Consider the following 21,462-nt stretch of genomic DNA (forward strand, 5'->3'; position numbering starts at 1 on the left):
CGGAGCGCACGGCGATGATTGCACCATCGCGGTGCTTCCGGTTGGCAGGCGGTGGGCAGTCGAGCCCCGGAATTGCGCAGCACAGCCCCGTCGCGACGAGCGCTGGCGCGATTCGCGCCAATCTCGCGCATAGGTGGCACGGAAGCTGCTTTATAGGATTCGGTCGAATCGGGGCGCGCTGCGCCAAAGCAAGACCCCGGTCAGCTCGATAAACGAGGCGGTTCCCAGTCCGCCGGAATTGTTCAATCAGGAGAAGAGGTTATGAGTAAAACCGTCGCCGACGTCATGCAGCTCGTGAAGGACGAGGACGTCAAGTTTGTCGATTTCCGCTTCACGGATACGCGCGGCAAGGAACAGCACGTGTCGGTGCCGGTTTCGGCGTTTGACGAAGACAAGTTCGAAAGCGGCCATGCATTCGACGGCTCGTCGATCGCCGGCTGGAAGGGCATCGAGGCGTCGGACATGCTGCTCATGCCGGACCCGACCGCTGCCTTCGTCGACCCGTTCTATGAAGAGTCGACCCTGGTGCTGACCTGCGACGTGGTCGAGCCGGCCGACGGCAAGGGCTACGAGCGCGACCCGCGTTCGCTCGCGAAGCGCGCGGAAGCGTACCTGAAGAGCACGGGCATCGGCGACACGGCCTACTTCGGTCCGGAACCGGAATTCTTCATTTTCGACTCGGTCCAGTGGAACACGGACATGTCGGGCTGCTTCGTGAAGATCAACTCGGAAGAAGCACCGTGGTCGGCCGGCAAGGAATTCGAAGGCGGCAACACGGGCCACCGTCCGGGCACGAAGGGCGGCTACTTCCCGGTCGCGCCGGTCGACACGTTCCAGGACATGCGTTCGGAAATGTGCCTGCTGCTCGAACAGCTCGGCATCCCGGTCGAAGTGCACCACCACGAAGTGGCGGGCCAGGGCCAGAACGAAATCGGCACGAAGTTCTCGACGCTGGTGCAGCGCGCCGACTGGACGCAATGGTCGAAGTACATCATCCATAACGTCGCGCACTCGTACGGCAAGACGGCGACGTTCATGCCGAAGCCGGTCGTCGGCGACAACGGTTCGGGCATGCACGTTCACCAGTCGATCTGGAAGGACGGCCAGAACCTGTTCGCGGGCAACGGCTACGCCGGCCTGTCGGAACTGGCGCTGTTCTACATCGGCGGCATCATCAAGCACGCCCGTGCACTGAACGCGATCACGAACCCGACGACGAACTCGTACAAGCGTCTGGTCCCGCACTTCGAAGCACCGGTCAAGCTCGCCTACTCGGCACGCAACCGTTCGGCATCGATCCGCATTCCGCACGTGTCGAACCCGAAGGGCCGCCGTATCGAAACGCGCTTCCCGGATCCGATGGCGAACCCGTACCTGTTGTTCTCGGCACTGATGATGGCAGGCCTCGACGGGATCCAGAACAAGATCCATCCGGGCGAAGCCGCGGACAAGAACCTGTACGACCTGCCGCCGGAAGAGGATGCAAAGATCCCGACCGTCTGCGCGGGCCTCGACCAGGCAATCGAAGCGCTCGACAAGGATCGCGAGTTCCTGACCCGTGGCGGCGTGTTCACGGACGGCATGCTCGACGCGTACCTCGCGCTGAAGGAGCAGGAGCTGGCGAAGTTCCGCATGACGACGCACCCGATCGAGTTCGAGATGTACTACTCGCTCTAATCGGCGATGGCGCTCGATTCAGCGCCGTCATGCCGGTTCGTTCCCGTCGCGCGGCCTGCGGCGGGAACGGCGGAGTCTGAAAGGGGCGGCGTCCAGCCGTCCCTTTTTTGTTCCCGTGATTTTCCTTTTCTGGCCCGTTGAGGCGCGACAAGCACGCAGATGGTTCTGAAGAATCTGATCAAGGCGAGAACGGGGCAGCCCGAGCGACTGACGGACGACGAGCGGCTCGCACGCTCGGGCCTGCTGGCGGGGCTGGAAGCGCTGCCGACGGTCGTGATCGTGCTCGACCGCAAGACGCTGCGGATCGCGTTCGCGAATCCGTCTGCCGAGGCGATGCTCGACATCTCGCGCCGGCAGCTCGCGCAGCGGCCGTGGGGCGAGATTTTTCCGAATGCGAACGAGCTGGCATCGACGATCACCGCGATCGGCGAGGAACGCTTTCACGCGACGCACCTCGATACCGTGCTCGACCGGCCCGGCCGCGAACCGCTGCATGTGCACGCGATCGTCGGCTTTCTCGAGACCGCGCCCGATTTCGTGCTCGTCGAGCTGTTCGAGAACGAGCGGCAGTCGCGCACCGATCGCGAGGAACGCATCCACGACCTGACCGCGGTCAACAAGCAACTGATCCGCAACCTCGCGCACGAGATCAAGAACCCGCTCGGCGGCATTCGCGGCGCAGCCCAGCTGCTCGAATTCGAGCTCGGCGAGCGCGAGCGTGGCGAGTTGCGCGAATACACGCAGGTGATCATCAAGGAGTCCGACCGCCTGCAGACGCTCGTCGACCGGTTGCTGGAGCCGCACCGGCACCCGCACATCGTCGGCGACGTGAACATTCATGAAGTATGCGAACGCGTGCGCGCGGTGATGCTTGCGGAATTCCCGCGCGGGCTCACGATCGAGCGCGACTACGACGTGAGCGTGCCGGACTTGCGCGGCGACAAGGAGCAACTGATCCAGGCGCTGCTCAACATCGTGCGCAACGCCGCGCAGGCGCTGCGCGAACGCATCGCGCAGGGCGACGCGAAGATCGAGCTGCGCACGCGCATTGCGCGCAAGGTGACGATCGCGAAGCGCCTGTACCGGCTGGCACTGGACTTGCACGTGATCGACAACGGGCCCGGCATTCCGGAGGAAATCCGCGACCGGATCTTTTACCCGCTCGTGTCCGGGCGCGACGACGGCAGCGGCCTCGGCTTGACGCTCGCGCAGACGTTCGTGCAGCAGCATGACGGGACGATCGAGGTCGAAAGCCGGCCCGGACGTACCGAATTTCAGATCCTGCTACCGCTCGACCATTGAGCGGCGGCATGGCGATTCACCAGATTTACCCATATCTGACCGACCTATGAAGCCGATCTGGATAGTAGACGACGACCAATCGATCCGCTGGGTGCTCGAAAAGGCGCTCGCCCGGGACAGCTTCGCGACGAAGAGCTTCGCGAACGTGCGTGACGCGCTGGCCGCGCTCGACCACGAGACCCCGCAGGTGCTCGTATCCGACATCCGGATGCCGGGCGGCTCGGGCCTCGAGTTGCTGCAGGCGATGCACGAGCGCCTGCCGGGCCTGCCCGTCATCATCATGACGGCGTTCTCCGATCTCGACAGCGCCGTCGCGGCGTTCCAGGGCGGCGCGTTCGAATATCTCGCGAAGCCGTTCGACGTCGACAAGGCGGTCGAGCTGATCCGCCGCGCGGTGGAAGAAAGCCTGCGCGGCGGCGCGCCGCAGGACGAGCGCGTGGCCGAGGCGCCCGAGATGCTCGGCCAGGCGCCCGCGATGCAGGACATGTTCCGCGCGATCGGCCGGCTGTCGCACTCGGCCGCGACCGTGCTGATCACCGGCGAATCGGGCACCGGCAAGGAGCTCGTCGCGCGTGCGCTGCACCGTCACAGTCCGCGTGCGAACGGGCCGTTCATCGCGCTGAACACCGCGGCGATTCCGAAGGATCTGCTCGAATCCGAGCTGTTCGGCCATGAGCGCGGCGCGTTCACCGGCGCGCAGACGACGCGGCAGGGCCGCTTCGAGCAGGCCGAGAACGGCACGCTGTTCCTCGACGAAATCGGCGACATGCCGTTCGACCTGCAGACGCGCCTGTTGCGCGTGCTGTCGGACGGGCAGTTCTATCGGGTCGGCGGCCACAACCCGCTGCGCGCGAACGTGCGCGTGATCGCCGCGACGCACCAGAATCTCGAATCGCGCGTGCGCCAGGGGCTGTTCCGCGAGGACCTTTACCACCGGCTCAACGTGATCCGGCTGCGCCTGCCGCCGCTGCGCGAGCGCAGCGAGGACATCGCGCTGCTCACGCGCCACTTCCTGCAGAAGAGCGCGCGCGATCTCGGCGTCGAGCCGAAGCGCGTGTCCGACGAAGCGCTGGCTTACCTCACGTCGCTGGCGTTTCCCGGCAACGTACGCCAGCTCGAGAACCTCGCGAACTGGCTGACCGTGATGGCGCCCGCGCAGACGGTCGAGATCAAGGATCTGCCGCCCGACCTCGTGCCGGCCGGCGCGCCGGTCGCTGCAACGGGCGACGGTGCCGATGCGCACGGCGGCGGCGAGACGGCGCTCGCGCAACCGGCGACCGGTGTGGCAGCGGTGGCGTCCGCGCCCGTCGGGGCGGCGCCGAACGGCGGTGTGCCGGCCGGTTATCCGCTGTGGGAGCACGGCCTGCGCACCGAGGTTGCACGGCTGTTGCGCGAGAACTCGGCCGACGTGATGGACGAACTCGCACGCCGCTTCGAGGCGGCCGTGATCCGCGAGGCGCTCGACTTCACGCGTGGCCGCAAGGTCGAGGCCGCGGAGCGGCTCGGCATCGGCCGCAACACCATCACGCGCAAGATCCAGGAACTCCATCTGGAGCCCTGAGCACGATTTGCGGCATGCGCGGGCATCGCGCATGCCGCGATCGGACATAATCGCGGTTTGCACGCCGTTTGCCATTCCGCCGATCCTCAATGTCCGATTCCTTCCGCTGGCCCACCGGGGCCGACCCGTTCCGTTTCCTCGAAGCGCTCGACAGCAAGCGCGCCCGCACGTGGGTCGACGAGCAGAATGCGCGCACGCGCGCCGCGCTGCGTGACGACGACGCGTATCGCGCGCTGACGGCGCGCCTCGCCAAAGCGTACCTGCCGCGCGAGCGCCCGGTGATTCCGACGCGCTGGCGCGACTGGGCCTACGACCTGTGGCAGGACGATCTCCATCCGAAGGGGCTGTGGCGCCGCACGCGCTGGGACGACTGGCGCGCGGGAAAACCGGCATGGGAAACGCTGCTCGACGTCGACGCGCTCGGTGCGGAGGAGGGCGAGTCGTGGGTGTTCGAGCAGGACGCGATCCTGTACCCGGACGGCGATCGCGCGCTGCTGTCGCTGTCGCCGGGCGGGGCCGACGCGGTCGTCGTGCGCGAATTCGATCTCGTCGAACGTCGTTTCGTCGACGGCGGTTTCACGATCGACGAGCCGGGGCATCACACGGTCGGCTGGATCGATCGCGATACCGTCTACGTGAGCTGGGATCGCGGCGAAGCGCATGCGACCGCGGCCGGTTATCCGTATGAAGCGCGGCGCTGGGTGCGTGGCACCGCGCTCGCCGACGCGCCCGTCGTGTTCCGCGGCGAACCCGACGACATCAGCGCGGGTGCGGGATTCGATCCGATCGACAACCGTCACGTCGCGTGGCGCAGCGTCGATTTCTTCGACGCACATGCGTACCGCTTGACGGAGGCGGGCGAGTGGGTGCGCTACGACGTGCCGACCCACGTCGAGGTCGGGTTCTGGGAAGGCTGGCTCATGCTGGAGCCGCGCCTCGACTGGGAGTGCGACGGCGTGCGCCATGCGGGCGGCTCGCTGCTCGCGATCCGCGAGCAGGCGTTCCTGGCCGGGTCGCGCGAACTCACGACGCTGTTCGCGCCGCAACCGTCGACGTCCGCATGCACGTGGACGCACACGCGCACGACGCTGATCGCGAGCTGGCTCGACGACGTGCACAACCGCACGATGCTGTGGCAGCCGAGCCAGGCCGACGACGGCACGTGGACGTGGGACGCGCGGCCGTTCGCGTGGCCGGGGCCGGGCGATGCGCAGATCGACGTCGAGCCCGTCGAATCGACGCTGAACGACGAGATTTACGTGGACGTCGACACCTATCTCGATCCGCCCGAATGCTGGCTGGCCGACCTTGCGGATCGCGCGGACGATGCGCCGTCGCGCCGCGTGCTGCTCGACCGGCCGCCGGTGCAGTTCGACGCGGCCGGGCTCATCGTGCGCCGCGCGAGCGCACGCTCGCAAGACGGCACGATCGTGCCGTACACGCTGATCGGGCCGCGCGATGCACTCGACGTGGCCGACGGTGCCACGCGTGTTGCGCGGCCGTGCCTGCTGTCGGGCTATGGCGGCTTCGCGATCCCGAACCTGCCGGGCTACAGCGATGCGTTCGGTATCGGGTGGCTCGAGCGCGGCGGCGTGATGGCGTTCGCGCATATCCGCGGCGGCGGCGAGTTCGGGCCGCGCTGGCACGTCGATGCGCAGCGCGAACACCGTCAGCGTTCGTTCGACGATTTCATCGCGGTGGCCGAGGATCTGGTCGCGACCGGCGTGACGACCGCCGCGCAGCTCGGCATCGAAGGCGGCAGCAACGGCGGGCTGCTGGTCGCCGCGTGCATGGTGCAGCGGCCGGAGTTGTTCGGCGCGGTGCTCTGCCGCGTGCCGCTGCTCGACATGCAGCGTTATCCGAAGCTGCACGCGGGCGCCGCATGGCTCGACGAATACGGTGACCCGGACGATCCGCACGAAGGTGCGGCGCTAGCCGCGTACTCGCCGTATCACCGTGTGCGCGAAGGCGTCGCGTATCCGCCGCTGCTGCTGACAACGTCGACGCGCGACGACCGCGTGCATCCGGCGCACGCACGCAAGATGGCCGCGCGCATGCACGCGCTCGGTCATGAACGGGTGTGGTACTGGGAGAACACCGACGGCGGCCACGGCAGCGCCGACGATCTGGAACGCGCGGAGGCCGATGCGGCCGAATTCGGGTTCCTGTGGGCTCATCTCGGGCCGGCGCCCGCGCGGCGCTGAACGCGCGCGGGCTGCCCGGGAGATCAGCCGACGACCGCGACGACGGGCGTGTGGTCGGACGGCTGTTCCCACGTGCGCGGCGTGCGATCGACTTCGCACGACGTGCAGGTTTCCGCGAGCGCCGGCGACAGCAGCACGTGGTCGATGCGCAGCCCCGCGTTGCGGCGGAACGCCATCATCCGGTAGTCCCACCACGTGAAGGTCTTCTCCGGCTGTTCGAAGCGGCGGAACGCGTCGACGAAGCCCAGCTCGATCAGCTGCGCGAAGTGGGCGCGCTCCTGCGGCGACACGAGGTTCTGGCCTTCCCATTTCGCCGGGTCGTGCACGTCGCGGTCTTCCGGCGCGATGTTGTAGTCGCCGAGCAGCGCGAGCTTCGGGTAGCGCTGCAGCTCGGTGCGCAGCCACGCCTGCAGCGCGTCGAGCCATTGCATCTTGTAGACGAACTTGTCGGAGTCGGGCGCCTGGCCGTTCGGGAAATAGGCGGACACGATGCGCACGCCGTCGACCGTCGCGGCGACCACGCGCTGCTGCGGGTCGTCGAAGCCCGGAATGTTGCGCACGACGTCCGATTCGTCGACGGACAGCGTGTCGCGCGCGAGGATCGCGACGCCGTTGTAGGTCTTCTGGCCGGTGAACCAGCTGCGGTAGCCGACCGCCTCGAGATCGGCGCGCGGGAATTTCTCGTCCGGCAGCTTCAGTTCCTGCAGGCACAGCACGTCGGTTCCGCTTTGCGCGAGCCAGTCGAGCACGTGCTGCTTGCGGACGTTGAGCGAGTTGACGTTCCAGGTGGCGATTTTCATGAACGGGAGTGTGCGTGCGGGGTGAATACGAAGGCCGCCATCTTACCGCGAGCACGGGGCGCGAACGCGCGCTTCGTGCGGGGCGGGGGAGGCGCCGCGCGCAGCTGTTTCGATGAACCGGGAAGAAATTGTGACAAAAGTATTGACGTGAGTACTCCCTCACCCTATAATTTATTTCTCTGACGCGGGGTGGAGCAGTCTGGCAGCTCGTCGGGCTCATAACCCGAAGGTCGTAGGTTCAAATCCTACCCCCGCAACCAAGCACACCAGACGATGTGCAGCGCAAGTGACCGATGCGCGCTTCGTCGACAGGAACCCGGCCCCGTGCCGGGTTTTTTGTTTTCCGCGCGGCAGCGATCAGCGCGCCGCCCACTCGACCGCCGCCTTCGCATGCAGCGCGGTCGTATCGAACACCGGCAGCGGCGAGTCGTCCGCGCCGATCAGCAGCGTGATTTCCGTGCAGCCGAGGATCACGGCCTGCGCACCGCGCCGGGCCAGTTCCTCGATGATCGCCACGTACGTCGCGCGCGATTCCGGCGAGACGATGCCGTGGCACAGCTCGTCGTAGATGATCCGGTGCACGTCGTCGCGCCCGCGTTCGTCCGGCACCAGCACCTCCATCCCGAACTTCCCGCGCAGCCGCTCCGCGTAGAACGGCAGCTCCATCGTGTAGCGCGTGCCGAGCAGCGCGACCCGCTCGACGCCCGCATCGCGCAGCGCAGTGCCGGTCGGATCGGCGATGTGCAGGAACGGCAACTTCACCGCGGCTTCGATCGCATCGCAGACGCGATGCATCGTATTGGTGGTCAGCACGACCAGATCGGCGCCGGCCGCTTCGAGCTGTCGTGCGGCGCCGGCCATCCGTTCGCCGAGCGCGGCCCAGTCGTGCGTGCGCTGCAGCGCTTCGATCTCCGCGAAATCGACCGTGACCAGCACGCTCTTCGCGTTGTGGTGTCCACCATGCAACGCCTTCGAATGGCGATTGATCATCCGGTAGTACTCGGCCGACGATTCCCAGCTCATCCCGCCGATCAGTCCGATCGTCTTCATCCGTCACCTTTTGCGTTTCGTGTCTTGCGGCAGACGAGTATAGGCGCGGCTGTCCGTGCCCGGCCGGTACGATCCGCGCAAGGCGGGCCAGTACGGCGCCGCCGGGCCCGGCCGCACGCGACAGTTGAAACCGGCACTGTGTTTTTGTACAGTATCGGCACCGTGAACCCGACCATCATTCCGCCTGCCGATCCGCACGTGCCGCCGCCGGCCGACGCGCAGCCGCGCATGCGCAAGATCATTCACTGCGACTGCGACTGCTTCTACGCGTCGGTCGAGATGCGCGACGACCCGTCGCTGCGCAACCGGCCGCTCGCGGTCGGCGGCCGGCCCGACCAGCGTGGCGTGATCGCGACCTGCAACTACGAGGCGCGGCGCTACGGCGTGCATTCGGCGATGTCGTCGGCGCTGGCGATGCGCAAGTGCCCGGACCTGCTGATCCTGCCGACCGCGATGGACAAGTACCGCGCGGCATCGCGGCAGATCATGGCGATCTATCGCGACTACACGCCCGACGTCGAGCCGCTGTCGCTCGACGAGGCGTACCTCGACGTCAGCGGGTCGGAGCGGTGCCAGGGGAGTGCCACGCTGATTGCACGGGAGATCCGCCAGCGCGTGTTCGACACGGTCGGCGTGACCGTGTCGGCCGGCGTTGCGCCGAACAAGTTCATCGCGAAGATCGCGTCCGACTGGAACAAGCCCGACGGGCTGTTCGTCGTGCGACCGCACGAGATCGACGCGTTCGTCGCGGCGCTGCCGGTGCGCAAGCTGCACGGCGTCGGCAAGGTGACGGCCACGCGGCTCGACCGGCTCGGCATCCAGACTTGCGCGCAGTTGCGCGACTGGCCGTTGATCGACCTGCACCGCGAATTCGGCGCGTTCGGGCGGCGGTTGTACGAACTGTCGCGCGGGATCGACGAGCGGCGCGTGCAGGCCGACCAGGAGCGCAAGTCGGTCAGTGTCGAGACGACCTACGTGACCGACCTGACGACGCTCGAGCAGTGCGCGGAGGAAATCCGCCGCCTCGTCGTGCAACTCGACGCGCGGATCGAACGGGCGGGCGCCGCGCGCTCGATCCGCAAGCTGTACGTGAAGATCCGCTTCGCCGATTTCCAGCGCACGACGGTCGAGTGCGTGGCCGATGCGACGAATGCGGACACGGCCGTCACGCTGCTCGCGAAGGGGCTGCAACGGCGGGCGCAGGCGGTGCGGCTGCTCGGCGTCGGCGTGCGTATCGACGAAGATACCGCCGAGCGCCACGGGCAGTTCTCGCTGTTCGACGACGAGTCGCCCGCGCCATGAAAAAAGGCACCGCCGAAGCGGTGCCTTTGCTCACATGCAGCCGAACGCGCTGGCGGCCCGCTCAGTGCGCGGGCGCAGCCATCCCGTTGTGGCGCAGCAGCGCATCGATCTGCGGCTCGCGGCCGCGGAACGCCTTGAACGAATCCATCGCCGGGCGGCTGCCGCCGACCTCGAGGATTTCGCGGCGATAGCGCGTGCCGGTCGCCGCGTCGAGCACGCTGCCGCTTGCGGCCGCCGCTTCCTCGAACGCCGCGTACGCATCGGCCGACAGCACCTCGGCCCACTTGTAGCTGTAATAGCCGGCCGCGTAGCCGCCCGCGAAGATGTGGCTGAACGTGTTCGGCCAGCGCGAGAACGCGGCTTGCGGGATCACGTGATAGCGCTCGTTGATCTCGCGCGCAAACGCGGTCACGCCGGTGGCGCCCGCCGGGTCGAAGTCGACGTGCAGCAGCATGTCGAACATCGAGAACACGATCTGACGCAGCGTGCCGAGCCCGCTCTGGAAGTTCTTCGCCGCGATCATCTTGTCGAACAGCTCGCGCGGCAGCGCGGCGCCCGTGTCGACGTGCGACGACATCGACGACAGCACGTCCCATTCCCAGCAGAAGTTTTCCATGAACTGCGACGGCAGCTCGACGGCATCCCATTCGACGCCGTTGATGCCCGACACGCCGAGTTCGTCGACGCGCGTGAGCATGTGGTGCAGCCCGTGGCCGAATTCATGGAACAGCGTGATGACTTCGTCGTGCGTGAAGCACGCGGGCTTGCCGCCGACCGGCGCCGAGAAGTTGCAGGTGAGATAGGCGACCGGCGTCTGCACGCTGCTGCCGCGCTTCGCGCGCGAACGCGCGTCGTCCATCCATGCGCCGCCGCGCTTGCCTTCGCGCGCGTATAGGTCGAGATAGAACTGCGCGACGAGCGAGCCGTCGCGGTTCTCGACGCGGAAGAAACGCACGTCCTTGTGCCACACCGGCGCGTCGTCGGGCTTGATCTGCACGCCGAACAGCGTCTCGGTGACGGTGAACAGGCCCTTCAGCGCGGCCGGTTCCGGGAAGTACTGCTTGACCTCGTTTTCCGAGAACGCATAGCGCTGCTGGCGCAGCTTTTCGGCGGCGAACGCGACGTCCCACGGCGCGAGTTCGGCGAGGCCGAGTTCCTTCGCGGCGAACGTGCGCAGCTCGTCCCAGTCCTTGTCCGCGTGCGGGCGCGCGCGCGTGGCGAGATCCTCGAGGAACGCGATCACCTGCTGCGGCGATTCGGCCATCTTCGGCGCGAGCGACACTTCGGCGAAGTTGCGGAAGCCGAGCATCAGCGCCTCTTCGCGGCGCAGCTTCAGCGCATCGGCGACGATCGCCGTGTTGTCCCATTCGGCCTTGCCGTCACCGTACTGCGGCCCGAGTTCCGACGCGCGCGTTGCATAGGCGCGGTAGAGCGTCTCGCGCAGTGCGCGGTTGTCCGCGTATTGCAGCACCGGGAAGTACGACGGGAAGTGCAGCGTGAATTTCCAGCCTTCCTTGGCATCCTTTTGCGCGGCTTCGCGGGCGGCCTCGATCGCGTCGCCGGGCAGGCCGGCCAGGTCGGCCTCATCCTGCACGAAATACGCGTACGCGTTGGTCGCGTCGAGCACGTGATCGGAGAAGGCCTTCGACAGCGCGGCCTGCTGTTCCTGCAGTTCGGCGAAGCGCGGCTTCTGGTCCTCGGGCAGCTCGGCGCCCGACAGGCGGAAATCGCGCAGCGCGTTGTCCAGGATCTTCTTGCGTTCGGTGGACAGCGTCGCGTATTCGGCGCTTGCGGCGATCGCCTTGTACTTCTCGTACAGTGCGAGGTTCTGGCCGACGCTCGACCAGAATTCGGTCACGCGCGGCAGATTCTCGCCATAGGCGGCCCGCAGTTCGGGCGTATCGGCAACCGCGTTCAGGTGGCCGACGATGCCCCACGCGCGACCGAGCGGCTCCGTCGCTTGCTCGACCGTCTCGACGACGGCTGCCCAGGTTGCCGGCGTCGCGGCCGCGCTTGCCGTCTCGACCGCACGGTTGGCGTCATCGAGCAGCGTGTCGAGCGCGGGCGTCACGTGTTCCGGGCGGATCTCGCCGAAGCGGGGCAGGCCCGAGAAATCGAGCAGCGGGTTGGGGTTGGCGCTGGCGGACATAAGACTCCCTGTCTGTTGCCGGATGAACCGGAGTGAAAAGGGTAGGCGCGCAAGGCAACGCGGCGCCCGATATCGACATTATTGGGGCGCATCGCGCGCTTTCCAATCGTTAGTTTCTAACGATGCGATTGACGCGGGGTCGGATGCGGGGTGGAGTCGTTTGATGGCGCGACCGACGCAGTGCGGTGCGGCCGGCGAGGCGCCGGCGCGCGGAACCGCACGCCGGCTGAATGGTGCAGGGGCTCAGGCGGCCGCGTCGGCGGCGCGCTCGGCGGCTTCGATCGTGTTGATCAGCAGCATCGTGATGGTCATCGGGCCGACACCGCCCGGCACCGGCGTGATGTGGCCGGCCACTTCCTTCACGCCCGCGAAGTCGACGTCGCCGCACAGCTTGCCCGCGTCGTCGCGGTTCATGCCGACGTCGATCACCGTCGCGCCGGGCTTCACCATGTCGGCGGTCAGGATGTTGCGCTTGCCGACCGCGGCGACCACGATGTCGGCCTGCCGCGTGTGCGCGGCGAGGTCGCGCGTCTTGCTGTGGCAGATCGTCACGGTCGCGCCGGCGTCGAGCAGCATCATCGCCATCGGCTTGCCGACGATGTTCGAGCGGCCGATCACGACCGCGTTCGCGCCCTGCAGCGGGATGTCGTGCGCCTCGAACATCTTCATCACGCCGTACGGCGTGCACGGGCGGAACAGCGGCTTGCCGGTCATCAGCGCGCCGGCGTTCGCGACGTGGAAGCCGTCGACGTCCTTTTCCGGTGCGATCGCCTCGATCACCTTGTGGCTGTCGATGTGCTTGGGCAGCGGCAACTGGACGAGGATGCCGTGGATCTTCGGATCGCGGTTCAGCGCGTCGATGTGCGCGAGCAGGTCGGCTTCCGACAGCGTGTCCGGGTACGCGTCCTTCAGCGAGAAGAAACCGTTGTCCTCGCACGCCTTGATCTTGTTGCGCACGTAGACTTCGCTTGCCGGGTTGGCGCCGACGAGGATCACCGCGAGACCGGGCTGGTGGCCGCGTGCGGTCAGGGCGGCGGCGCGTTCGGCGGCCTGTGCGCGCAGGGTCTTCGAAAGGGCGTTGCCGTCGATGAGGAGGGCTGTCATGGTGGTGGTCCTGCCGGGAAGTTGGAATGCGGTCGTGCGGCGCCCGAAGCGTCGCAGCAAAGCACGCGATTATACCGTTCGCCTGCCGCCGTCCGACAGCGAATAAGCAGGAAGCGTCATGGCCGCGGCGCTCGCGCGCCGGGAGAAAGGCCGCCGCCGCGCGAGTGGGCCGCATCGCGCGGGGCGGCCAGGGCTGGCTGCGGGCCGGGCGGGCAGCGCCGCCGCGGCCGGCGCTCGCTCAGGCCTGCTTCTTCGACAGCGCGAGGCGCAGCAGGTCAGCCACCGTGTTGACGTTGAGCTTTTCCATGATGTTCGCGCGGTGCGCTTCGACCGTCTTGATGCTGATGCCGAGATCGTCGGCGATCTGCTTGTTCAGGCGGCCCGCGATGATCCGTTCGAGCACCTGCTGCTCGCGCGCGGTCAGCTTCGACAGGCGTTCGCTCGCGGCACGCTGTTCCTGGACGCTCTTGCTTTCGCTTCGGGCCTTGTCGAGCATCCGCTCGACGAGCTTGCGCAGCTCGGCTTCGTCGAACGGTTTCTCGATAAAGTCCATCGCACCCTTTTTCATCGTCGAGACGGCCATCGGCACGTCGCCGTGACCCGTGACGAAGATGATCGGCAGCGCGGCATTGTCGGCAATCAGGCGCTCCTGCAGTTCGAGGCCGCTCATGCCCGACATCCGGACGTCGAGGATCAGGCACGCGATCTGGCCGGCCTGCTGGGCAGGCTGGTAGGCATCGAGGAACTGCTCGGCGCTCGAGAAGCATTGCACGCGATAGCCGTTCGCCTCCAGCAGCCAGCGCAGCGAGTCCCGTACGGCCTCGTCGTCGTCAACGACAAAGACGGTTTCCTGAGTGGTGGTGACAGGGCTATTCATAGTTCTCCCGTAACGGTATGTGATGCCGATGCCTCGCGCCCCCCTTGGCCGAGATCAGCGGGTTCCCCAATGGGCAGGCTGCAGTGGAACGTTGCGCCGGATATGCGGCCATCCGGCTCGACGTTGTTGACCACCCACAGACGCCCCCGATGCGATTCGATGATCGAACGGCAGATGTTCAGCCCCATGCCCATGCCATCGGACTTGGTGCTGTAAAACGGTTCAAACAGGCGCTCGGCGGTCGCTTCGTCGACGCCCGGGCCCTGGTCGATCACGCGGATGTCGACGAAGCCCGCCTCGATGTCGGCGACGACGCGGATCACGCCGTCCACCGACGCCGGCTTCACGTCGGCCATCGCTTCGGCCGCGTTCTTCATCAGGTTCACGAGCACCTGCTCGATCAGCACGGGGTCGACATAAATAATAGGCATTCTTGCGAGGATTTCCGTGACGATCCGGATCCTGCGCTTCCTGGCCTCGATTTCGGCGAGCCCGACCGCGTCGGCGACGATGTCCGCGACCCGCGCCGGCTGGCGCTTCGGCTCGCTGCGCTTCACGAATTCGCGGATCCGCTTGACGATCATCCCCGCGCGCAGCGCCTGCTGCGCGGTCTTTTCCAGCGCGGGCTGCAGCGTTTCCGGCGTGCCGCGGCCGCTCTTCACGAGCGCGAGCGTGCCCGAGCAGTAGTTGTTGATCGCGGCGAGCGGCTGGTTCAATTCGTGAGCAATCGACGACGCCATTTCACCCATCGTCATCAATCGGCTCGTGAACTGCAGCTTCTCTTCCTGCTGGTGCGCGAGTTCCTGTGCCTTCTTGCGGGTCGTGATGTCGGTCGCGATCTGCATCTGCGCGAGGTGGCCGTCCACCCACTGGATGTACTGGCGGCGCACCTCGAACCACTTCTGGATGCTCTCGACGTACACCTCCTGCGCGTCCGCCGTGCTGCTCGTCAGCGCGGCGGCCGGCAGGCCCGCGAACGCGTCGACCATGTCGATCGAGTCGGACGAGGCCTGCGCGCGGTCGAAGCCGCCGCCCGACAGCTCGAGATGGCCGTCCGGGCGAATGCCGAACAGGTGGCGGTAGTAGCGGTTCGCGAACAGCAGCTCGGCTTCGTCGGCGGCCAGCACCGACACCGCGGCGTCGAGGCTTTCGAGCACCGTCGTGAAGCGCTCGTGCGCGGCCGCGAGTTCCTCGCGCGCGCGCTTCGGCTCGGTGATGTCGGTCATCGACGACATCCAGCCGGTCTGGCGGCCCGAGCTGTCGATCAGCGGCGACACGTACAGGCGCGCATGGAACAGCGTGCCGTTCTTGCGCCGCACGCGCAGCTCGAAGCCCGAGCTCGGCGCCTTGCCGCGCAGCGTCATGTCGAGCTGGCGCTGCATTTCCGGGTACGCGTCGCGCGGCCAGTACGGGAACGGCGCGACCTTGCCGACGAGGTCGGTTTCGTCCCAGCCCGTCATCCGGCAGAACGCGGGGTTCACGTGCGTGATGCGGCCGTGCATGTCGAGCACGCGCATGCCGATCAGCACCGAGTTCTCCATCGCGCGGCGGAAGAACGCTTCCGCGTACAGCGCCTGCTGCGCCTCGAAGCGCTGGCGCGTGTGCTTCCACAGGCTCCAGAGGCTCCACAGCACGAAGCACGACAGGCCTGCGACGAGCCATACGAGCGTGTTGTTGGTCAGGTTCGTGAGCTGCGGGAATGCGTACACGCGCACGGTCAGCCCCTGGCCGGGCGGATCGAGCGGCAGGTCGTAGTGCGAGTCGCGCGGCAGGCGCGGGCGCGTCGACGTGGACGACAGCTCGCGGTTGTTCGCGTCGGTGATCGAGATCTTGTACTTCGACGACAACTCCTGCGGGATGTCGTGCTTCAGGATGCCTTCGACCGAGAACACAGCGGCGATCGAGCCGAGGTACTCGCGGTCGCCGCGCATCACCGGTGTCTGCAGCGTGATGAAGCCGTTGCCGAAGTCGTCGTAGATCAGCGGCGAATACGCCTGGCGGCGCGTGCTGCGCGCCTCGTCGTACGCGCCGCGCACGGCGTCCTGCATCTGCGCTTCGCCGGGCTTCGCGAGCCGCTGGCCGAGCAGCGGCGGATGCACGGTCGGCCAGCGCTGCACGCCGGGCGACGTGTACCAGTTCAGATAGAGGATTTCCGGATGCGTTTGCATCACGTCCGCGACCGCCATCTGGAACGCGTTCTGGTCGAGGCGGCCGGAAGCGAGATCGCGCGACAGCGCCTGGAGCTGTTCCTGCGCGCCCGTCATCGACAGGCGGATCTGCTGCTGCGCCCATGCGACGTTACGGAAGAGGGTGTCTTCCTGCTGCTGCTGTTCGCGGCGATTGAGGCTCCACAGGATGAGGCTCATCACCACCAGGAACACCAGGATCGACAGCAGGGGCGTCAGCAAATAGGAATTGGACCACCACGGTCCGTGGTGCCAACGGGACGGCTGCGACTCCGCCGGCGGGCCCGACGGTCGCGCCGAGCGTGCGAAAAGCCGATCGGTCAACATGGCAGGATTGTAGCGCAGCGCAATACATGGAAAACCTATACCGGATATGTTGAACGGAAACGGATTTGTTCAGCCGCGATGCGCCGGAGAGCCCCGGAATATGGGTGCAGCGCAGCAATATTCCGCATTGCGAGAAAAGATCTCACAATTCGAAAATTTTGTTGCGCATGCCCGCGCACGCTCATTACAATCCGTCGGAGCTTGCCCGCAGCCGGTCGCGTCGCGTCGTCTGCACGAAAGCGATCCTCACATTCCAGGACCCAGGAGACGAGAATGTCCGCTGTACCGAACGAAGTGATGAAATATGTCGCCGCCGAACATGACGACGACCCGCAGGAAACCGTCGAATGGCTCGAGTCGCTCGACGGCGTAATCTCCTCCGTGGGCACTGGCCGCGCGCACTACCTGATCGAAAAGCAGATCGAATTCGCCCGCATGCATGGCGAACACCTGCCGTTTTCCGCGAATACCCCGTACATCAACACGATCCCGGTTGCCGCACAGGCGAAGATCCCGGGTGACCAGGACATCGAGCACCGCATCCGTTCGTACACGCGCTGGAACGCGCTGGCGATGGTGCTGCGCGCAGGCAAGGACACGAACGTCGGCGGCCACATCGCATCGTTCGCATCGGCCGCGACGCTCTATGACGTCGGCTACAACCACTTCTGGCACGCAGCGTCCGAGCAGCATGGCGGCGATCTCGTGTTCGTGCAGGGCCACTCGTCGCCGGGCGTCTACTCGCGCGCGTTCCTGCTCGGCCGCCTGAAGGAAGAGCAGCTCGACAACTTCCGCCAGGAAGTCGACGGCAACGGCATTTCGTCGTACCCGCACCCGTGGCTGATGCCGGACTTCTGGCAGTTCCCGACCGTGTCGATGGGCCTCGGCCCGATCATGGCGATCTACCAGGCCCGCTTCATGAAGTACCTGGAAGCGCGCGGCATCACGAAGACGGAAGGCCGCAAGGTGTGGGCATTCCTCGGCGACGGCGAGACGGACGAACCGGAATCGCTCGGCGCGATCGGGATGGCGAGCCGCGAGAAGCTCGACAACCTCGTGTTCGTGATCAACTGCAACCTGCAGCGTCTCGACGGCCCGGTGCGCGGCAACGGCAAGATCATCCAGGAGCTCGAATCGGAATTCCGTGGTGCCGGCTGGAACGTGATCAAGGTCATCTGGGGCAGCCGCTGGGATGCGCTGTTCGCACGCGACAAGTCGGGCGCGCTGATGCGCCGCATGATGGAAGTCGTCGACGGCGAGTACCAGACGTACAAGTCGGAATCCGGCGCGTTCGTGCGCGAGCACTTCTTCAACACGCCTGAGCTGAAGGCGCTCGTCGCCGACTGGTCGGACGACGACATCTGGGCGCTGAACCGCGGTGGCCACGATCCGCACAAGATCTACGCGGCTTTCCACGAAGCCACGAACACGAAGGGCGCGCCGACCGTCATCCTCGCGAAGACCATCAAGGGCTACGGGATGGGCGAGTCGGGCCAGGCGATGAACATCACGCACCAGCAGAAGAAGCTGCCGGTCGAGCAACTGAAGAAGTTCCGTGACCAGTTCCGCCTGCCGATCACCGACGAGCAGATCGCCGACGTGCCGTACCTGAAGTTCGAGGAAGGCTCGAAGGAACTCGAATACATGCGCAAGCAGCGCATGGACCTCGGCGGCTACCTGCCGCACCGCCGCGAGAAGGCGACGTCGCTGCCGGTGCCGGCGCTCGACGCGTTCGAGCCGCTGCTGAAGGGCACGGGCGAAGGCCGCGAGATCTCGACGACGATGGCGTTCGTGCGGATCCTGAACATCCTGCTGAAGGACAAGGCGCTCGGCAAGCGCGTCGTGCCGATCGTCCCGGACGAATCGCGTACGTTCGGCATGGAAGGCCTGTTCCGCCAGATCGGCATCTGGAACCAGCAGGGCCAGAAGTACGTGCCGGAAGATTCCGACCAGCTGATGTTCTACAAGGAATCGGAAACCGGCCAGATCCTGCAGGAAGGCATCAACGAAGCGGGCGGCATGTGCGACTGGATCGCGGCGGCGACGTCGTACTCGACGCACGGCGAGATCATGGTGCCGTTCTACATCTTCTACTCGATGTTCGGCTTCCAGCGGATCGGCGACCTGGCATGGGCCGCGGGCGACATGCGTTCGCGCGGCTTCCTGCTCGGCGGTACCGCGGGCCGCACGACGCTGAACGGCGAAGGCCTGCAGCACGAAGACGGCCACTCGCTCCTGTGGGCGGCATCGGTGCCGAACTGCGTGAGCTACGACCCGACCTTCGGCTATGAACTTGCCGTGATCGTCCAGGACGGCCTGCGCCGCATGGTGGCGGACCAGGAAGACGTGTACTACTACATCACGGTGATGAACGAGAACTACGAGCACCCGGCGATTCCGCAGGGCGAGCACGTGGCGGCCGACATCATCAAGGGCATGTACGCGTTCAAGAAGGCCGACGCCGACAAGAAGGCGCCGCGCGTCCAGCTGCTCGGCGCGGGCACGATCTTCAACGAAGTGATCGCTGCCGCCGACCTGCTGAAGAACGACTGGGGCGTCGCCGCCGACCTGTGGAGCGTGCCGAGCTTCACGGAGCTCGCGCGTGAAGGCCACCAGGTCGAACGCTGGAACCTGCTCCATCCGACCGAAGAGCGTCGTCTGTCGCACGTGCAGAAGTGCCTGAAGGACACGCAGGGCCCGGTCATCGCATCGACCGACTACGTCCGTGCGCTGGTCGACCAGATCCGCGGCCAGATCGATCGCCGCTTCGTCGTGCTGGGCACGGACGGCTTCGGCCGCTCGGATACCCGCGAGAAGCTGCGTCACTTCTTCGAAGTCGACCGTCACTGGGTCACCGTCGCCGCGCTCAACGCGCTGGCCGACGAGGGCACGATCGAGCGCAAGGTGGTCGCGGACGCGATCGCCAAGTACAACCTCGATCCGTCGAAGCCCAACCCGATGACCGTTTAACGCACACGCCGTGTGATGCCGCGCGCCGCTTCCTCGAGGGGCGCGCGCGGCCATGGAGACAGAAACAGATGAGTCAAGCGATCGAAGTGAAGGTGCCGGATATCGGCGATTACAAGGACGTGCCGGTGATCGAGATCGGCGTGAAGGTCGGCGATACCGTCGAACCGGAGCAGTCGCTCGTCACGCTCGAGTCGGACAAGGCGACGATGGACGTGCCGAGCCCGGTCGGCGGCGTCGTGAAGGAAATCAAGGTCAAGGTGGGCGATTCCGTGTCGGAAGGCTCGCTGATCATCCTGCTCGAAGGCGGCGCCGCGGCGCAGGCGAACGGCGCGGCAGCGCCCGCTGCTGCTCCGGCTCCGGCGGCAGCGCCGGCTGCTGCAGCACCGGCGGCCGCACCGGCAGCTGCCGGCGGCACGCTCGAAGTGAAGGTCCCCGACATCGGCGACTACAAGGACGTGCCGGTGATCGAGATCGGCGTGAAGGTCGGCGACACGGTCGAGAAGGAGCAGTCGCTCGTCACGCTCGAGTCGGACAAGGCGACGATGGACGTGCCGAGCCCGGCCGCAGGCGTCGTGAAAGAGATCAAGGTGAAGGTGGGCGATTCGGTGTCGGAAGGCACGCTGATCGTGCTGCTCGAAGCCGCAGGCGCAGCGGCTGCCGCACCGCAGGCGAGCGCACCGGCTCCGGCCGCTGCCGCTCCGGCGCCGGCACCTGCCGCCGCACCGGCGAAGGCCGCCCCGGCACCGGCTGCTGCTGCGCCGGCGCCGGCCGCCGCGTCGGGCGAATACCGCGCGAGCCACGCGTCGCCGTCGGTGCGCAAGTTCGCACGTGAGCTCGGCGTCGAAGTTGCACGCGTGCAGGGCTCGGGTCCGAAGGGCCGCATTACGAAGGAAGACGTCACGGGCTTCGTGAAGGGCGTGATGACCGGCCAGCGCGCAGCACCGGCCGCGGCAGCCGCGCCGGCAGGCGGCGGCGAGCTGAACCTGCTGCCGTGGCCGAAGGTCGACTTCTCGAAGTTCGGCCCGTTCGAAGCGAAGCCGCTGTCGCGCATCAAGAAGATCTCGGGCGCGAACCTGCATCGCAACTGGGTGATGATCCCGCACGTCACGAACAACGACGAAGCGGACATCACCGAGCTCGAAGCACTGCGCGTGCAGCTGAACAAGGAGCACGAGAAGGCGGGCGTGAAGTTCACGATGCTCGCGTTCGTGATCAAGGCGGTCGTCGCCGCGCTGAAGAAATTCCCGACGTTCAACGCGAGCCTCGACGGCGACAACCTGGTGTTCAAGCAGTACTACCACATCGGTTTCGCCGCCGATACGCCGAACGGTCTCGTCGTGCCGGTGATCCGCGATGCGGACAAGAAGGGGCTCGTCGACATCGCGAAGGAAATGGCCGAGCTGTCGAAGGCCGCTCGCGACGGCAAGCTGAAGCCGGACCAGATGCAAGGCGGTTGCTTCTCGATCTCGTCGCTCGGCGGGATCGGCGGCACCAACTTCACGCCGATCATCAACGCGCCGGAAGTGGCGATCCTCGGGTTGTCGCGCGGCCAGATGAAGCCGGTGTGGGACGGCAAGCAGTTCGTGCCGCGGCTTACGCTGCCGCTGTCGCTGTCGTATGACCATCGTGTGATCGATGGCGCCGAAGCCGCGCGGTTCAATGCGTATCTCGGTGCGTTGCTCGCCGATTTCCGTCGCATCATTCTTTGATGAGCGGGGGGGCTCGCGGGGGCGTGGGGTTCTTGTTGGTTATCCACGCCCTGTCGTTGAACCTGTTTTGCTAACGGTCTATTAGCGTCGCCCCTGCGCGGGGCGGCGGTCACTTTTCTTTGTCTTCCAAAGAAAAGTAACCAAAAGAAAGGCGCGTCCTTGGGCGGACGGCAAAGGTGGTCCTGCCCAGGTTCGCGTTCTCTTGTCAGGCCGTAGTCTTGGGTTCTTTTGCGGGTTTCTCCCC

At 66.5% G+C, this 21,462-nt stretch carries 13 protein-coding genes and 1 tRNA gene; 8 read left to right on the plus strand and 6 right to left on the minus strand.

The genetic code is table 11. From position 1 onward, the window contains the following. Nucleotides 1–261: 261 nt before the first annotated feature. The 4 genes from glnA to QZM35_RS08895 all read left to right on the plus strand — a co-directional run bounded on the left by glnA (nucleotide 262) and on the right by QZM35_RS08895 (nucleotide 6,744). The gene (gene glnA / locus QZM35_RS08880) at nucleotides 262–1,677 is read left to right on the plus strand and encodes a type I glutamate--ammonia ligase (RefSeq protein ID WP_089425783.1); all 1,416 of its coding nucleotides are present in this window, start codon (nucleotides 262–264) and stop codon (nucleotides 1,675–1,677) included. A gap of 159 nt (nucleotides 1,678–1,836) precedes the next feature. Next, entirely contained in the window at nucleotides 1,837–2,979 is a 1,143-nt protein-coding gene (glnL, locus tag QZM35_RS08885) for a nitrogen regulation protein NR(II) (RefSeq protein ID WP_174975551.1), read from the plus strand. 46 nt (nucleotides 2,980–3,025) lie between these two features. Next, nucleotides 3,026–4,540, plus strand: coding sequence for a nitrogen regulation protein NR(I) (ntrC, locus tag QZM35_RS08890; RefSeq protein WP_089425782.1), 1,515 nt, complete (start codon nucleotides 3,026–3,028; stop codon nucleotides 4,538–4,540). 89 nt (nucleotides 4,541–4,629) lie between these two features. Continuing rightward, the gene (locus tag QZM35_RS08895) at nucleotides 4,630–6,744 is read left to right on the plus strand and encodes a prolyl oligopeptidase family protein (RefSeq protein ID WP_301775829.1); all 2,115 of its coding nucleotides are present in this window, start codon (nucleotides 4,630–4,632) and stop codon (nucleotides 6,742–6,744) included. A gap of 23 nt (nucleotides 6,745–6,767) precedes the next feature. Here the strand turns inward: QZM35_RS08895 and xth are convergent, their stop codons facing one another. Next, nucleotides 6,768–7,544: an exodeoxyribonuclease III gene (gene xth / locus QZM35_RS08900; protein ID WP_089425780.1), complete on the minus strand. Its 777-nt coding sequence runs from the start codon at nucleotides 7,542–7,544 to the stop codon at nucleotides 6,768–6,770. A 183-nt stretch (nucleotides 7,545–7,727) separates the two neighbouring features. On the opposite strand from xth, the gene QZM35_RS08905 reads away from it, so the two are divergent. After that, nucleotides 7,728–7,804: transfer RNA gene (locus QZM35_RS08905), tRNA-Met, on the plus strand. 97 nt (nucleotides 7,805–7,901) lie between these two features. Here QZM35_RS08905 and QZM35_RS08910 read toward each other — a convergent pair. Further along, nucleotides 7,902–8,594, minus strand: a complete 693-nt coding sequence (locus tag QZM35_RS08910) for an aspartate/glutamate racemase family protein (protein ID WP_174975554.1) — start codon at nucleotides 8,592–8,594, stop codon at nucleotides 7,902–7,904. 138 nt (nucleotides 8,595–8,732) lie between these two features. Between QZM35_RS08910 and dinB the strand changes: the two genes are divergently transcribed. Further along, nucleotides 8,733–9,896 (plus strand): DNA polymerase IV, encoded by a 1,164-nt coding sequence (gene dinB / locus QZM35_RS08915; RefSeq protein WP_089425768.1) that lies wholly within the window; start codon nucleotides 8,733–8,735, stop codon nucleotides 9,894–9,896. A gap of 61 nt (nucleotides 9,897–9,957) precedes the next feature. On the opposite strand, the gene QZM35_RS08920 is transcribed toward dinB, so the two are convergent. The 4 genes from QZM35_RS08920 to fixL all read right to left on the minus strand — a co-directional run bounded on the left by QZM35_RS08920 (nucleotide 9,958) and on the right by fixL (nucleotide 16,539). After that, nucleotides 9,958–12,045: a M3 family metallopeptidase gene (locus QZM35_RS08920; protein ID WP_301775830.1), complete on the minus strand. Its 2,088-nt coding sequence runs from the start codon at nucleotides 12,043–12,045 to the stop codon at nucleotides 9,958–9,960. A 243-nt stretch (nucleotides 12,046–12,288) separates the two neighbouring features. Beyond that, on the minus strand, nucleotides 12,289–13,149 hold the full coding sequence (folD, locus tag QZM35_RS08925) for a bifunctional methylenetetrahydrofolate dehydrogenase/methenyltetrahydrofolate cyclohydrolase FolD (protein WP_089425766.1): 861 nt from the start codon (nucleotides 13,147–13,149) through the stop codon (nucleotides 12,289–12,291). A gap of 238 nt (nucleotides 13,150–13,387) precedes the next feature. Further along, nucleotides 13,388–14,026 carry an oxygen response regulator transcription factor FixJ gene (gene fixJ, locus QZM35_RS08930; RefSeq protein WP_006493245.1) on the minus strand — a complete coding sequence of 213 codons (639 nt, stop codon included), beginning with the start codon at nucleotides 14,024–14,026 and terminating at the stop codon, nucleotides 13,388–13,390. Next, complete coding sequence (fixL, locus tag QZM35_RS08935) at nucleotides 14,023–16,539, minus strand: oxygen sensor histidine kinase FixL (protein ID WP_011352574.1); 2,517 nt, start codon at nucleotides 16,537–16,539, stop codon at nucleotides 14,023–14,025. The genes fixJ and fixL overlap by 4 nt, the downstream gene beginning before the upstream one ends. 273 nt (nucleotides 16,540–16,812) lie before the next feature. Between fixL and aceE the strand changes: the two genes are divergently transcribed. Further along, nucleotides 16,813–19,509 (plus strand): pyruvate dehydrogenase (acetyl-transferring), homodimeric type, encoded by a 2,697-nt coding sequence (aceE, locus tag QZM35_RS08940; RefSeq protein ID WP_089425765.1) that lies wholly within the window; start codon nucleotides 16,813–16,815, stop codon nucleotides 19,507–19,509. Between the two features lie 68 nt (nucleotides 19,510–19,577). Next, nucleotides 19,578–21,218, plus strand: coding sequence for a dihydrolipoyllysine-residue acetyltransferase (gene aceF, locus QZM35_RS08945; protein WP_089425764.1), 1,641 nt, complete (start codon nucleotides 19,578–19,580; stop codon nucleotides 21,216–21,218). Nucleotides 21,219–21,462: the final 244 nt, after the last annotated feature.

This window comes from Burkholderia sp. AU45274 (assembly GCF_030482505.1).
GTDB lineage: Bacteria > Pseudomonadota > Gammaproteobacteria > Burkholderiales > Burkholderiaceae > Burkholderia.

Bases quoted from the DNA above. Each gene is read 5' to 3' on its own strand.
- QZM35_RS08920 (WP_301775830.1), bottom strand. From the start codon at position 12,045: ATGTCCGCCAGCGCCAACCCCAACCCGCTGCTCGATTTCTCGGGCCTG.
- xth (WP_089425780.1), bottom strand. From the start codon at position 7,544: ATGAAAATCGCCACCTGGAACGTCAACTCGCTCAACGTCCGCAAGCAG.
- fixJ (WP_006493245.1), bottom strand. From the start codon at position 14,026: ATGAATAGCCCTGTCACCACCACTCAGGAAACCGTCTTTGTCGTTGAC.
- glnA (WP_089425783.1), top strand. From the start codon at position 262: ATGAGTAAAACCGTCGCCGACGTCATGCAGCTCGTGAAGGACGAGGAC.
- aceE (WP_089425765.1), top strand. From the start codon at position 16,813: ATGTCCGCTGTACCGAACGAAGTGATGAAATATGTCGCCGCCGAACAT.
- ntrC (WP_089425782.1), top strand. From the start codon at position 3,026: ATGAAGCCGATCTGGATAGTAGACGACGACCAATCGATCCGCTGGGTG.
- folD (WP_089425766.1), bottom strand. From the start codon at position 13,149: ATGACAGCCCTCCTCATCGACGGCAACGCCCTTTCGAAGACCCTGCGC.
- QZM35_RS08910 (WP_174975554.1), bottom strand. From the start codon at position 8,594: ATGAAGACGATCGGACTGATCGGCGGGATGAGCTGGGAATCGTCGGCC.
- fixL (WP_011352574.1), bottom strand. From the start codon at position 16,539: ATGTTGACCGATCGGCTTTTCGCACGCTCGGCGCGACCGTCGGGCCCG.
- glnL (WP_174975551.1), top strand. From the start codon at position 1,837: ATGGTTCTGAAGAATCTGATCAAGGCGAGAACGGGGCAGCCCGAGCGA.
- QZM35_RS08895 (WP_301775829.1), top strand. From the start codon at position 4,630: ATGTCCGATTCCTTCCGCTGGCCCACCGGGGCCGACCCGTTCCGTTTC.
- aceF (WP_089425764.1), top strand. From the start codon at position 19,578: ATGAGTCAAGCGATCGAAGTGAAGGTGCCGGATATCGGCGATTACAAG.